Origin of the sequence: Kitasatospora sp. NPDC098652 (genome assembly GCF_044760155.1) — a bacterium.
Lineage (GTDB): Bacteria > Actinomycetota > Actinomycetes > Streptomycetales > Streptomycetaceae > Kitasatospora.
Genome location: NZ_JBIWAQ010000027.1, coordinates 27,755 through 41,414, shown reverse-complemented (window position 1 = coordinate 41,414; position 13,660 = coordinate 27,755). Strand labels below are relative to the sequence as shown.

At 75.8% G+C, this 13,660-nt stretch carries 12 protein-coding genes; 5 read left to right on the top strand and 7 right to left on the bottom strand.

Annotated features, from left to right (window positions below):
- The first annotated feature begins 152 nt into the window (after window positions 1–152).
- A complete protein-coding gene (locus ACIQWA_RS35845) occupies window positions 153–1,538 on the top strand; it encodes an acyl-CoA dehydrogenase family protein (RefSeq protein WP_402489961.1) in 1,386 nt (461 codons plus the stop codon).
- An 83-nt stretch (window positions 1,539–1,621) separates the two neighbouring features.
- Here the strand turns inward: ACIQWA_RS35845 and ACIQWA_RS35840 are convergent, their stop codons facing one another.
- Window positions 1,622–2,836 carry a phosphotransferase gene (locus ACIQWA_RS35840; protein WP_360243559.1) on the bottom strand — a complete coding sequence of 405 codons (1,215 nt, stop codon included), beginning with the start codon at window positions 2,834–2,836 and terminating at the stop codon, window positions 1,622–1,624.
- A gap of 473 nt (window positions 2,837–3,309) precedes the next feature.
- Between ACIQWA_RS35840 and ACIQWA_RS35835 the strand changes: the two genes are divergently transcribed.
- Window positions 3,310–4,791 (top strand): hypothetical protein, encoded by a 1,482-nt coding sequence (locus tag ACIQWA_RS35835; protein WP_402489958.1) that lies wholly within the window; start codon window positions 3,310–3,312, stop codon window positions 4,789–4,791.
- Window positions 4,792–4,920: 129 nt separating this feature from the next.
- Here the strand turns inward: ACIQWA_RS35835 and ACIQWA_RS35830 are convergent, their stop codons facing one another.
- Window positions 4,921–5,421: a PAS domain-containing protein gene (locus ACIQWA_RS35830; RefSeq protein WP_360243554.1), complete on the bottom strand. Its 501-nt coding sequence runs from the start codon at window positions 5,419–5,421 to the stop codon at window positions 4,921–4,923.
- 287 nt (window positions 5,422–5,708) lie between these two features.
- On the opposite strand from ACIQWA_RS35830, the gene ACIQWA_RS35825 reads away from it, so the two are divergent.
- A complete protein-coding gene (locus ACIQWA_RS35825) occupies window positions 5,709–7,205 on the top strand; it encodes a HEAT repeat domain-containing protein (RefSeq protein ID WP_402489955.1) in 1,497 nt (498 codons plus the stop codon).
- 273 nt (window positions 7,206–7,478) lie between these two features.
- Here the strand turns inward: ACIQWA_RS35825 and ACIQWA_RS35820 are convergent, their stop codons facing one another.
- From ACIQWA_RS35820 to ACIQWA_RS35810, 3 genes are all read right to left on the bottom strand, one after another.
- Entirely contained in the window at window positions 7,479–8,321 is an 843-nt protein-coding gene (locus ACIQWA_RS35820; RefSeq protein ID WP_402490060.1) for an undecaprenyl-diphosphate phosphatase, read from the bottom strand.
- 243 nt (window positions 8,322–8,564) lie between these two features.
- Entirely contained in the window at window positions 8,565–9,299 is a 735-nt protein-coding gene (locus ACIQWA_RS35815) for a class I SAM-dependent methyltransferase (RefSeq protein ID WP_402489952.1), read from the bottom strand.
- A gap of 56 nt (window positions 9,300–9,355) precedes the next feature.
- Entirely contained in the window at window positions 9,356–9,889 is a 534-nt protein-coding gene (locus ACIQWA_RS35810) for a PadR family transcriptional regulator (protein WP_402489949.1), read from the bottom strand.
- A gap of 160 nt (window positions 9,890–10,049) precedes the next feature.
- Here ACIQWA_RS35810 and ACIQWA_RS35805 point away from each other — a divergent pair, with 160 nt between their 5' ends.
- Window positions 10,050–10,832, top strand: coding sequence for an alpha/beta fold hydrolase (locus tag ACIQWA_RS35805; protein ID WP_402489946.1), 783 nt, complete (start codon window positions 10,050–10,052; stop codon window positions 10,830–10,832).
- 33 nt (window positions 10,833–10,865) lie between these two features.
- Window positions 10,866–11,792, top strand: coding sequence for an aminoglycoside phosphotransferase family protein (locus ACIQWA_RS35800; protein ID WP_402489943.1), 927 nt, complete (start codon window positions 10,866–10,868; stop codon window positions 11,790–11,792).
- A gap of 90 nt (window positions 11,793–11,882) precedes the next feature.
- Here ACIQWA_RS35800 and pxpB read toward each other — a convergent pair whose 3' ends face one another.
- Complete coding sequence (pxpB, locus tag ACIQWA_RS35795) at window positions 11,883–12,587, bottom strand: 5-oxoprolinase subunit PxpB (protein WP_402489940.1); 705 nt, start codon at window positions 12,585–12,587, stop codon at window positions 11,883–11,885.
- The gene (locus ACIQWA_RS35790; protein ID WP_360243531.1) at window positions 12,584–13,360 is read right to left on the bottom strand and encodes a 5-oxoprolinase subunit PxpA; all 777 of its coding nucleotides are present in this window, start codon (window positions 13,358–13,360) and stop codon (window positions 12,584–12,586) included. The genes pxpB and ACIQWA_RS35790 overlap by 4 nt, the downstream gene beginning before the upstream one ends.
- Window positions 13,361–13,660: the final 300 nt, after the last annotated feature.

The following is a 13,660-nucleotide window of genomic DNA, read 5'->3' as shown; positions in this document are numbered from 1 at the left end:
GTGGCGGTGGGCAGCCGACCGGACCGGGTCGGCGCCGAGACCGGGGGGTGGGCCGCGGGCCGGCCTCCGGGGCCGCCGGCCCGTCCGCGCGCCCGTACGGCGTGCCGTCCGCACCCGCTGAGCCCATGCTGCCGCCCGGAGGCACCAGTCCCATGACGACCATCGCCGCCGACGACCGTTCACCGAACGATCGTCCCCGAACCGAGCCGTCGGATTCCGGCCATCTCGCACCCACCGCCCCGCCCGCGCGTCCGGCGGCCCCCGCCCGCCCCGCCCGGCCGGCGGCACCCGTCCCGCCCGCACCCGCCGCTCCCGCCGCACCTGCCGCCTCCGGTGCCGCAGCCGGACCGGCGACGGCCACCGGCGCCGCCGCGGCCACCGAGTCCGACCGCTCGGCGGTCGAGGCCGCCCTGGCCGGCCTGCCCCGGGTGGTCGACCTGCTCGCCGCCCGCGCCGAGGAGCACGACCGCGACGCGACCTTCCCGTACCAGGGCATCGAGGCCGTCCACGAGGCCGGGCTGCTCACCCTGACGGTCTCCCAGCGGTACGGCGGACCGGGCGGGACGCTCGCCGACACCGTCCGGGTGCTGGCCCAACTCGGCCGCGGGGACGCCTCGGTGGCCGTGGTCACCGCCTTCACCTTGCTCCAGCACGCCGAGCAGGCCCGCCGCGCGAGCTGGCCGGCGGCCGGCTACCGGCGGCTGCTGAGCGAGTCCCGGCGCGGGCCCGCGCTGGTCAACACGCTGCGGGCGGAGCCCGGCGGCCGGCCGGACGAGCCGCTCGGGACGGTGGCCCGACGCGACGACGAGGGCTGGCTGCTGACCGGTCGCAAGACGTACTGCACCGGCGCCGAGGCGCTGGCCTGGATGGCCGTCACCGCGCGGACCGACGAACCCGAGCCGCGGGTCGGCACCTTCCTGGTCCGGGGCGAGAGCGAGGGCCTGGAGATCGACCCCACCTGGGACCAGCTCGGCCTGCGGGCCAGCGCCAGCCACGACGTCGTCCTCGACGCGGTGCGGGTCCCGCTCGAACTCGGGCTCGGGCTGCGCACACCCGACCGGGAGGGCGCGCAGGAGGCCGAACTCGCCCGCGCCTGGCACGACCTGGCCCTCGCCGCGGTGGCGGTCGGGGTCGCCCGGGCCGCCGAGGCCTGGCTGGTCCGCTTCCTGAACCAGCGCACTCCGGCCAATCTCACCGAGCCGCTCGGCACCCTGCCGCGCTACCGCGCCGCCCTCGGCGAGATCGACGCCCAGCTGATCGGTGCCGAGGAGCTGCTGCACGGGCTGGCCCCCCGGGTGGACCGGGGCGAGCCGGACGCCGTGGCCCGGACCGGGCCGGCCCACCTGCTGGCCACCCGGGCCGCCACCGCGGCCGTCCAGCAGGCCGTCGCGCTCACCGGCAACCCGGGACTGAGCCGGCGTCACCCGCTGGAGCGCTACCTGCGGGACGTGCTCAGCAGCCGGGTGCACCTGGCGCCCGAGGAGGCCGTGCTGGACGCAGCCGGCCTGGCCGCCCTGGCGCACGGCGCCAGGGCGTAGCGTCACCGGCCGCGGCGCGGTGCGCCAGGGCCGGTGACGGGGGCAGCGGAGCCGACAGGGCCAGCAGGGCTTCGGCGGAGGCCTCAGCGGGTGCCGACCGCCGCCCGGACCGCGCGGCGGGCCAGCGCGGCGTCGTCGTAGAGCCGGCGGATCATGATCCGCTGCTCCTCGCCGGCGCCCGGCACGTCGTACAGCCGGAGCTCCCGCATCAGCACCAGCACCAGGTTCACCAGGAACGCGTCCCGGGCCAGGGTGCCGCCGCTCTGGGCGAGTTGGCTGATCTGGCGGCGGGCGGCGGTGTCGCCGGAGAGCACGCTCCAGAGCACCGCCAGGTCGTAGCCCGGCAGGTACCAGCCGGCCTGCTCCCAGTCGACCAGCACCGGCCCGGACGGCGCCAGCAGCATGTTGCTGAGCAGCGCGTCGCCGTGGCACAGCTGCAGCGGGGTGTTGCCCAGGCCGTGCAGCAGGCCGCGCAGGTCGCCGGCGTCCCGGTCGGTGAGCTGGCCCACCGAGTGGTAGCGGGAGATCTCCAACTGGTAGTCCAGGCGCGGCTGGAAGACGTCGCTCGGCGGCCGCCAGAGGTTCAGCGTCCGGACGGCGCCGAGCAGGGCGCGGACCTCGCCCGGGGTGGGCGCGTTGACCGGGTGGCGCTCCCGGGCGGCCGGGCGGCCGGGGACCCGCTCCATGACCAGCACGCACCGGTCGTGGTCGGCCGCGACCAGCCGGGGCAGCCGCACCGGCGGGCGGTGCCGGACGAACGCCCGGTAGACCGCGACCTCGTGGTGGAAGTCGGCCACCAGCTGCTCGAAGTACTCACTCCGCACCGCCTGCGGCGCCAGGCACTTGGCGACCACCGGCGCCCGCCCGATGGTGCCCGCCACCAGGATGTGGCGGCTGCCCTCGCGCAGGACCTGGCGCGGGGTGAACGCCGGACATATCCGCGCGATGCTCCCCAGCGCGGCCCGTACCGACGGGGTCTGCAGCGCCGCCGGGTCGATCCGCTCGGGCCCGACCGGCTGGCCGGGCCGCCGGGTGCGCAGCACCTGGCCGTCGGCCTGCCGGGCCAGCGGGAGGCGGTGGCCGGCCGCCGGCGGGGCGGCCTCGGGGGTGCGCAGTCCCAGCGCCGTGCGGCCGACCGGGACCCGGGCGTCCGCGGCCCGGCCCTCGGTGCCCCGCGGGGCCACCGGACGGCTCGCCGGGGGCACCTGCCTGGGCCCCGGACGGCCGGTGGCTGCGGTGGGGGGGCGCAGCGCGGTGCGGCTCGCGGTCGGCGTGGGGGTCGTCGCTGAGGAGTACATGGGCTGAGGGTGGTCCCTTCCGGTCCGTCTGCGGGTTCGCCCCGCGGGGCGGGGGAGGGCTGGTGCCGCGTGCTTCCTGGCGTGACGGCGGCCCTGCTTCGGTCGGTGGGTGGTGCGCGGGCGCCGGGCACGGACGAGGGGTCGGAAACCCCTGTTCGACGGCGTCCCGGTCGTCCGCACCCTGGGGAATGCGGTCGCCCGGACTGCCGTGGCCGTGCCCGGCGCCCCCGCGCCACCCGGCCGCGCCACCCCCTCGGGTGATGACCGGGAGCGTCCCGTGCCACGGTCGGGGGACCGCCCCGACGCTGGTGGGACGCCGCCCGACCCGAGGGGCGAGGTGGCGCATCCCTACAACACACCCGTCGGGCACTGGCTTAGTAGTCTGGCGGGCCCTGGCGAACGGTGGCGAATGCTCGCCTGGCACTTGCCGGAGCCTCTAGCCTCGGAGGTGCCGAGGAACCTGGGGGCTTCATTTGAGCAGGGAACCCAACACCCGACTCGCCGATCTGTTCGTCCTGACCGGATGGTCCAAGGGCGAACTGGCCCGGCTGGTCAACCGTCGGGGTGCCGCGATGGGTCAGCAGCAGCTGTCCACCGACACGTCGAGGGTACGGCGGTGGATCGAGCAGGGGGAGATCCCGCGCGATCCGGTGCCGAGGGTGCTGGCGGCCGTGTTCACGGAGCGGCTCGGACGTGTCGTCACCACTGAGGACCTCGGTCTGGAACGACACCGGCCCACCAGGTCCGGAGCGGAGCCGTCCGCAGCAGTCCCGTGGTCGCCGGATCGAACAGCCGCGGTCCTCACCGAGTTCACGGGAATGGACCTCATGCTGAACCGACGTGGATTGGTGGGCGCCGGAGCCGCGCTCACGGCCGGGGCGGTCGTCGCCGACTCCCTCAAGGGCTGGCTGGGCGGGGACGCGGTCGCGTACGCGGCCTCCCTGCCGGGCCCGCGCCAGGTGGTCACCGGGGGCGGCGCGCGCCCGGTGGTCGACGTGTACGACGCGGGCCCGGTCGGGCTCGACGAGGTGGAGTCGCTGGAGCGCTCCGTGCAGGTGTTCCGGGCCTGGGACGCCGCGCGCGGCGGCGGGCTCCAGCGCAAGGCGGTGGTCGGCCAACTCAACGAGGTCGGCGGCCTGTTGACGCACCGGCACGCGCCGGTGGTGGCGCAGCGGCTGTGGCTGGTCGCGGCCGACCTGGCGGTGCTGGCCGGCTGGATGTCGCACGACGTGGGCCTGGAGCCCACCGCCCAGAAGTACTTCATGATGGCGGCCGAGGCGGCCAAGGAGGCCGGCGACCGGCCGCGGGCCGGCGAGGCGATCTCCCGGGCGGCCCGGCAGATGGTGCACCTCGGCCGGGCCGACGACGCGATCGAACTGATGTCGGCGGCCAAGGCGGGCGGCGGCCTGCTGCTGCCCAGAACGCAGGCGATGTTCAACACCGTTGAGGCCTGGGCGCACGCCTCGATCGGGCACTCCCAGGACACCTACCGGCTGCTCGGCGAGGCGGAGGACCTCTTCACCGAGGACGCGCCGGCGCCGCCGCCGACCTGGATGCAGGTCTTCGACGAGGCCGAACTGCGCGGTATGCAGGCGCTGGTGCTGCGCACCCTGGCCGAGCACGACCCGGCGGCGGCCCCGCTGGCGCGGCGGCACGCGGAGCGGGTGATCACCCTGCGGGAGGGCACCGGGCAGCTGCGTTCGGCGCTGTTCGACCGGATCACCCTGGCCTCGGTGCACTGGATCACCGGGGAGCCGGACGCGGCGGAGTTCCAGGCCAAGATGGTGATGAACCTGATCGGCCAGAACTCCTCGCACCGCACCTGGGACCGGCTGCGCGAGATGTACCGGCTGACCGCCCGGTACCGGGGGCTGCCGGTGGTGGACGAGCTGCGGGCCCAGCTGGGGCGGGAGCTGCGGGCGGCGGACGCGAAGAACCGGCCGCGGCCGTCGTGAGACGGGCGGCCGGTCCGCGGGCGGAGCGGGTCGCAGCCGGGCGGGAGCGGGAAGGGCCCGGGGTTCAGGTCGGCAGGGCCGGCCCGGACGGTGCGGGCCGGGCGGAGCCGGTCGGGAAGGGCCCGGGGTTCAGGTCGGCGGGGCCGGCCGGAGCAGCATCCGCAGCGCGGTGACGGTGCCGTCGGCGTCGAGCACGGGCTCGCCCGCGCATTCGACGTGGTCGTGCCGTCCGCCGGGGCGGCGGATCCGCAGGGTGCCGGCGGCCGGACGGCCGTGCACCAGGGCGTCGGTCATCATCCGGCGCAGCAGCGGCCGGTCCGCCTCGGGGAGGCGGTCGGGCAGCCGGTCCAGGCTGAGCGGGCCGTGGCCCGGGTCGCAGCCGAGAAGGAGGTAGGTCGCCTGGTCCCAGCGGACGCCGTCGGTCAGCAGGTCCCACTCGGCCGAGCCGACGGGCCGGTCCTCGCCGGTGCCGCCGCCGAGGTAGGGCCCGGACGGCTCCTGCGCCGTGCCGTCCACTCTGCCGTCCGTTCCGCTGTCGGAGCCGTCGTCGGCGCCGCCGTCCGCGCCCGCCCGGGCGCCGTCCACCGTGGCGGTGTCCGGCGGGCGGGCGGTGCCTAAGGGCATGTTCATGACGGGTCCATCGCTCGGTGTGTCCCCCTGTGTGCGGGGCGTCGTGGTGGTGAGAAGACTGTCGCACAGCGGCCCGGGCGGTGTGGGCGGTTTGGACAGAACGCAGGCAAAATTCCCCTGGCATATGCCACTGTGGCAGTGGCCTCTGTCGCCCTGTGTGCGGAAGGGGATCCGAGGCGGTAACCTTCGGTGATTCCGGCGCCCGGGCGCCCACCGCAGTACCGACCAGAGACCCCGGCGACGGAAATCCCGTTGCCACTACGACCGCCGCAACGGATGCTGACCTCATGTTCGAGCCAGTGATAGCACCTAGCGCCAGCCTCCTTGGCCTCCTGCAACGAGGCCGTGGTGACGGGCAGCTCCATGCGCTGGCTGCCGACCGTGCCGAGGCCATCGCCGCGCTGGAGGAATGCGTCACCAGGGATCCGCGGGCCGACTGGCAGGTCGAGAGCCGCTCCCTCTACTACGCCCGCCTCTACATGGAGCTGGAGGCCTCCCTCGAGGGCATCGAGGACCACCTCCACTCCGCCGAGGACCTCGTCAGCGACGACGAGAGCCGCACCGGCCTCGCTCTCTCCGTCCTGGGCCACCTCGCCGCCTACGGCCGGCGCGACGCGCTGCTGATGCTGCGCGAGTACGCCGCCACGGGCGCCAACTGGGCCTGGGCCCTCGACGAACTCGCCCTGCGCGACGACGACCGGGGCCTGCTGCTGCTCGGGACGGCCGTGCTGGACCGGTTCCCGCCGGGCCCGGAGGGCGACGCCGAGCTGCGCGACTTCATCCGCAACGCCTACGAACCCAGGCCCTGGCGGCTCTGGGCGGCCTACCACCCGCGAGTGGCCGCCGCCGCCGAGCAGTCACCCTTCGACCTCTGGCAGCGGCAGCTCAACCGCGGCGGCGTCACCCCGGGCTGGTCCACCGCCGACGTCCTGGCCTGGGCCGATCAGGGCCAGCTGGGCGACCTCGGCGCCGGCGCCTTCCTGAGCCGCCCCGAGCCGGTGCGTACCGACGAGGACCGCTCCGGCCCCGACGCCGTGGACCGCCGGGCCGCCGCGGCCGCCCGCTGTCTGACCGCCGTGGTCCGCCCCGAGGACCGTCCGGTCCTGCTGGAGGCCGCCCGTGGCGGCCTGCCCGGCGCCCGGCGGGCCGCCCTGCGCTACCTGGTCGACCAGCGCGACCCGGCCGCCCTCGAACTGATCGAGGCCGCCGCAGCTGACGTGGACGACCGGATCGTCCGGGCCGCGTTGGAGCTGCTCGGCCGGATGCGCGGCCCCGAGGTGCTGGCGCAGGCCCGCCGCTGGGCCGACCCGGCCAGCGGGGGCGCCGACAGTGCGCTCGGCGAGACCGCCGTGCGCCTGCTCGCCGACGCGGGCGAGCCGGCCGACGCACCGCTGGTGGTCGCCGGTCTGCGCCGCTGGATCTCCGTGCACGGGGTCAGCGGTGCCGGGCTGGGGTCCCTGGTCGACGGTGCGGGGCGGCTGGCCGCCGCCGACGCCGTCCCGGTCCTGCGCCACGTCTACGGGGAGGCTGCCTCCTCCGAACTGCGCGGCCGCGCCGCCCGGGCGCTCGCCGTGACCGATGTGCACTTCCCCGAGGGGCCCGCCGTCGAGTGCCTCTGGGACTGCGAGGAGTCCACCCGCGAGCTCGCCGCGCGCCATGTCGCCACCACCGGCGACGCGCGTGTGCTGGAGCGACTGCGCAGGCTCGCCGCCGACCCGGCCGAGGAGGCCGAGGTCCACGCCGCCGTTCGCGGCCGGCTGACCGCCCGGGAGCCCGGGCGGTAGGGCGTGTCTGACAATTCGCGTCGGATCAGCGCGCGGCGTTGGGGTGCGTGCATCGCAAGGCGGAGGAGGGAGTCCATGCGGAGCATCGGCGACTGACGACAACGCGGCGAGGTGCGTGCCCCGGCGTCGCGCGCCCGGCGGGAATTGTCAGACACGCCCTTGTGGTCCGGTCGGCATCGGGTGGGCCGGGGCACCGTGTCGGTGCCCCGGCCCACCGTCCTTCCCGGCCCACCGTCCTTCCCGGGCCGTTCCGGCCCTTGGTGGAACGGCGTTCTACTTCACCGGGCCCGCGTCCGGGGCCAGCACGCCGCCCGCCACCAGGCCGATGATCAGAACGCCGAGCAGCACCCGGTACACCACGAACGGCAGGAAACTGTTGTTCGAGATGTACTTGAGGAACCAGGCGATCGCCGCGTAGCCGACCGCGAAGGCGATCAGGGTGGCCAGGATCGTCGGACCCCAGGCCGGCGCCGGGCCCTCGCCGATCTTGAACAGCTCCAGCGTCCCCGAGGCGAGCACCGCCGGGATCGCGAGCAGGAACGAGTAGCGGGCCGCCGCCTCCCGGCTGTAGCCGAGCAGCAGGCCCGCGCTGATCGTGCCGCCGGAGCGGGAGACCCCGGGGATCAGCGCCAGCGCCTGGGCGAAGCCGTAGGCGGCCGCGTGCGGCAGGGTCAGGTCGGTGATCGGACGGGCGTGGCGGACGGCGCGGGTGCGGTCCGCGAGGGCCAGCACGAGGCCGAACACGATCAGCGTGGTGCCGATGATCCGCAGGTCGCGCAGGTGGGTTTCGATGGAGTCCTGGAACAGCTTGCCGAGGACGCCGATCGGCAGCGTCCCGATGATCACGAACCAGCCCGTCCGGGCGTCCGGGTCGGAGCGCAGCGCCGGGCGGACCAGCGACAGCGCCCAAGTGCGGACGATCGAGGCGATGTCCCGGCGGAAGTAGATCAGCACGGCGGCCTCGGTGCCGAGCTGGGTGACGGCGGTGAAGGCGGCGCCCGGGTCGTCCCAGCCCAACAGGGCCGAGAACACCCGCAGGTGGGCGCTGGAGGAGACGGGCAGGAACTCGGTGAGCCCCTGGATCAGGCCGAGAACGGCCCCGTGGAACCAGTCGATCACCGAACACCCGCCGGGGGTATCGGGCGGGCGTGGCGGGGGTGCGGCATGGGCGGGTCCTCGCGGGTCGGTGCGGGCGTGCGGACGACCGCGACCCGCGCGACCCCGGGCCGCGCACGGGCCCGGCGCGCGGCCGATGGTACGGGGTGAAGGTAACATTTCTTTGTTCACCCTTTAATCGGACTTTGCGCACCGGGCTCGCACCGGGGCGGCGTCGGTTTCCGCGCCCGGGCCCGCGCCGGGCTAGCCGGCCGGCCGGGCCCGGACCCAGGTGCGGTCCTCCGTCAGGTACGTCTCGACCCGCAGTCCCGCGTCCGCCAGGGCCTCCTCGAAGGCCGCCGTCGAGAGCGGGCGGGACAGGAAGGTCTGGGTCCAGGTGCCGTCCGGGAAGACGTACTCCGCCCGGACCGAATTCACCCCGGCACCGACCGGTGTCGCCGAGAGGATCCGGACCACCCCGTCCGTCCCGGCGATCCGGCTCTCCCGCGGCACGTTCCGGTGCCAGTCCTCGCCCTCGCGCTGCACCAGCACACAGCCGTCCCCGGCGACGTGGCGGCGGCAGGTCTCCAACAGGCCCTGGCGGACGGCCGGATCGCTGGCGTGCACCAGGAAGGAGGCGAGCAGCACGACGTCGAAGCGCTCGCCGAGGTCCAGCCGTTCGATCGGGCTGCGCACCGTACGGACCTCCGGGCGCACCCGGGCGAGCATCTCGGCGGACTCGTCCACAGCCGTCACGGTGAAGCCGCGCTCGACCAGCGGGTGGGTCATCCGGCCGACGCCGCAACCCAGTTCGAGGATCCGGGCGCCGGGCGGGGCGGCCGCCTCGATCACGTCCGGGGCGTCACCCACCGGGAGGCGGGTCCACACCTCCACCGCGCAGCCGTCCGGGGTGATCGCGCCCGCGCCCGTGCCGTCGTAGCCCTCGCGCCGCCCGTCCTGCTGGTGCGCGTCGCCGTTCTCGTGCGAGTCGTTGCCCATGGGGCCATCGGAACACGCGCGGGGTGGGGAGGGAAGGCGGTTCCGATGGCTTTCGGTCAACCCGTCGGGAGCTCCAGCTCGGCCAGGGTGGCGCGCAGCCAGGCGAGTTCGGCCTCGGTGGTGGCCCGGGCGGTCAGCAGCAGGCCGCGCCGGAACGGGTCGGTGAACTCCTCGGCGCTGCGCGGGCGGTCGCCCTCGTAGAAGAAGCTGGCCGGCTCGGACAGGAAGGCCAGTCGGCGCCGGAGTACGGCGGCCTGGGCGGCCGGGTCGTCGAGGTGGCGCAGGAAGGAGACCACGGTGGTCCAGCGGTTGCCGTCGCTGATGTCGAGCGGCTCGGGCTCGCGCAGCCGGTCGAGCAGCGCGGCGCGGCCGGCCCCGGTCAGGTGGAGGGTGTGCCGGGGCGCGGCGGCGCTGCCGGGCTCGGTCTCGCGCACCAGCAGGCCGTCGGCCTCCAGTCGCTTGATCGCGGGGTAGAGCGAGCCGTCGCTGATCGGGCGGATGTGACCGGTGAGCGCGGCGAGGTGGCGGCGCAGTTCGTAGCCGTGCAGCGGGCGGTCGTACAGGAAGCCGAGGATCGCGAGCTTGAGCATGAGGTCACTCTCCCAGATCCGTGTCTCGGTACGCCGGTATATCGGTTCCGGTATACCTCGACTTCGAGGTATGGTCTGGCCTCGACAGTACCGAACCGCAGCACCGAACCGCAGCACCGAACCGCAGCCATCGAGCGACCCGACCCAGGAGTGTGTGCACGTGCGCGAGACCCCCGTCACCCCGAACGGCGACCGCATCCGCTGGGTCGAGCTGCCCGGCGCCGAGCCCGCCCGGCTCTACCTGCACGGCCTCGGCTCCAGCTCGCCGGTCTACTTCGCGGCCGCCGCCGCCCACCCGCTGCTCACCGGGCGCCGCGCGCTGCTGCTCGACCTGCTCGGCTTCGGGATCAGCGACCGGCCCACCGACTTCGGCTACACCCTGGAGCAGCACGCCGACGCGGTCGCCAGGGCCGTCGCGGCGGCCGGGCTCCGGCAGGTCGAGGTGATCGCCCACAGCATGGGCGGCGCGATCGCGATCGTCCTGGCGCACCGCCACCCCGGGCTGGTCTCCCGGCTGGTCCTGGTGGACGCCAATCTCGACCCGGTCGCGCCCGATCGCGAGCGGATCGGCAGCAGCGGGATAGCCGACTACACCGAGGCCGAGTTCCTGGCCGGCGGCCGGGCGGAGGTCGCCGAGCGGGTCGGCCCGTCCTGGTGGTCCACCATGCGGCTGGCCGGGCCCGAGGCCCTCCACCGCAGCGCCGTGCACCTCGCCCGGGGCAGCGAGCCGACCATGCGCGCCCTGCTGCTCGGACTCGACCTCCCGCGCACCTTCCTCCACCCGGCGGCGGACGCCCCCTCGGACGCCGACGGCCTGCGCGCGGCAGGGGTCCGGGTGGTGGAGGTGCCGGACTGCGGGCACAACATCATGCTCGACAATCCGGACGGCTTCGCGGCGGCCGCCGCCACGGCGCTCGGGGAGTCCGCGCAGGCTCCCAACTAGGCTGGACGGCACCGTCGGAGAGGAGCCCGTACCATGCCCGTCCTCGTCCCGCCCGCACTGGCCGCCTCACTGGCCGGGTACCTCGGCGCGCGGGGACGCGCCTGGGCGGCCCGACTCCCCTCCCTGGCAGCCGAGTTGACCGAACACTGGGAGCTGTGCCCGGACGGGCCGGTGGCCCACGGCGTGGTCGCGCTGGTGCTGCCGGTGCGCCGCGCCGACGGTACGCCCGCGGCGCTCAAGCTCCAGCCGGTGGACGAGGAGACGGCGGGCGAGCCGCTCGCCCTCCGGGCCTGGGGCGGCCGCGGCGCCGTCCGGCTGCTCGACCACCAACCGGCCACCGGCGCGATGCTGTTGGAGCGCCTGGACCCGTCCCGCTCGCTGCTCAGCGTGGCCGACGACCTCGCCGCGGTACGGGTGATCGCCGATCTGCTACGGGAGTTGACGTTCCATCAGGCACCGCCCGGCCTGCGCACCTTGGCCGATCTTGCGGACGACCTGCTGCTGCGCGCCCCGGCCGCGGTCGCCGCCCACACCGACCCGGACGAGCGGCGCCTGCTCGCCGACTGCGCGGCCGCCCTCCGTGCCGCCCGCGCCGAGCCGGGGGACCAGCTGCTGCACTGGGACCTCCACTACGGCAACGTCCTCGCCCCGCTGCCGGGCGCCGACCGGGCGCCCTGGCTGGCCATCGACCCCAAGCCGCTGGCCGGGCACCCCGGCTTCGAACTGTTGCCCGCGCTGCGCAACCGCTGGGCGGACGTCACGGCCGGCGGAAGTCCGGCCCGGGCGCTGCGGCGCCGCTTCGACCTGCTGGTGGAGGCGCTGGAGGTGGACCGGGAGGTGGCGGCCGCCTGGACGCTCGCCCGGGTGCTGCAGTACGCGGTCTGGGCGGTCGAGGAGGGGGAGACGGCGCTCGACCCGGCCCAACGCGTCATCGCTGAGCTGTTGTCGGGCCGGGGCTGACGGGCGCCCGGTGCCTCCTCCGGGTGCAAGCTCGGCCCCCACGCCGCCACGGCTCCGCCCCGCCTGCCCCCTGCTCCGCCCGCCCCGCCGCTACGCCCGTACCGCCGTGAACCGGACCCGCACCCCCGGCGCCAGCAGGGCCGCCGGCTCCCGGGCCGGGTCCCAGAGCGCCAGCGCCGTCCGCCCGATCAGCTGCCAGCCGCCGGGCGACGGGCTCGGGTAGACACCGGTGTACCTCCCGGCCAGCGCCACCGAGCCGGCCGGGACGGCGCTGCGCGGGGTGGCCCGGCGCGGCACCCCGTACTGCGGCGGCAGTCCGGTGAGGTAGCCGAAGCCGGGGGCGAAGCCGCAGAAGGCGACCACGTACTCGGGCTCGGTGTGGATCCGTACGGCCGCCTCGGCGGAGACGCCCCAGAGCGCCGCGACCTCCGCGAGGTCGGCGCCGTCGTACACGGTCGGGACCTCCACCAGCGGCCCGTCCGCCGCGGTGGCCGCCGCCGGACGGGCGGTGCGCAGCAGCGCGGCCACCGCGGCGACGTCCGCGACCTCGTCCAGCAGGACGGTGCGGGCGGCGGGCACGATCTCGCCGACCTCGCCGAGCTCCCCGCCGGCCTGCCGGTCGCGCAGCCAGCCGTACAGCGCGGCGACCTCGGCCGTCCCCGGGAGCTCGACCAGCAGCGCCCGCTCGCCCACCCGCCGCACCGACGGGCCCGCGCCGGGCGGTTCGCCGCTGAGCCCCCCGCCGAGTCCGGCGCCGAGGCCCCCGCCGAGCCGCCCCCCGGCGGCGCCCGTCATGTGAACGCCTCGACCCGCACCCCGGCCGAGGCCAGCGCCCCGCGGATCCGCCAGGCGAGCTGGGCGGCGCCGGGGGTGTCGCCGTGGACGCACAGCGAGCGGGCCTCGACGGCGATCCGGTCGCCGCCGACGGCCTCCACCGCGCCGTCCCGGGCGATCCCGACCGCCCGGGTGATGACCGTCTCGGGGTCGTGCACCACCGCGTCGGGTTCGCGGCGCGGGACGAGGGTGCCGGCCCAGGTGTAGGCGCGGTCGGCGAAGGCCTCGGCGACCACCGGCAGACCGACCCCCTCGGCGACGGCGAGCAGCCGGGAGCCGGGCAGTCCCAGGACGGGCAGCGGCCCGTCGCAGACCGCGCCGGCCCGCAGCACCCCGGCCACCACGGCCTCGGCCTGTTCGGAGTCGGAGACCACCCGGTTGTAGAGCGCGCCGTGCGGTTTGACGTAGGAGACCCGGGAGCCGGCCGCCCGGGCGAAGACCTGGAGGGCGCCGATCTGGTAGGCGATCTCGTCGGCGAGTTCCTCCGGCGGGACGTCCATGGCGCGGCGGCCGAAGCCCGCGAGGTCGCGGTAGGAGACCTGGGCGCCGATCCGGACGCCGCGTTCGGCGGCCAGGGCGCAGACCCGGCGCATCGTCGACGGGTCCCCGGCGTGGAAGCCGCAGGCGACGTTGGCGCTGGTCACCACGGAGAGCAGGGCCTCGTCGTCGGTCAGGGTCCACCGCCCGAACCCCTCGCCGAGGTCCGCATTGAGATCGATCACCGCATCGGCCACGCCCGTCCGCCTTCCAGCAGCTGTTGAGCCAGATGGTAGGGCCTGGCGGTGAAGCCCGTTGTCCGTCACCCGGATGGGCGGCGGGCCGACCGGCGCGCAGCCTTTACGTGCGCGCCCTGGGGTGGCGCCCCGGCGCGGTGGACTCAGTTCGCGGCAAGGCGCTGCTGGAAGGAACGTTCCAGCGGGCGCAGGGCTCGGAGCACGATCAGCAGCGGAATGACACCGAAGACGCCGAACGACATGTCGATGAATCGCCACGCCGGCGGGTCCCGCGCAGCGGTCCGCAGATCACCGGCTCCG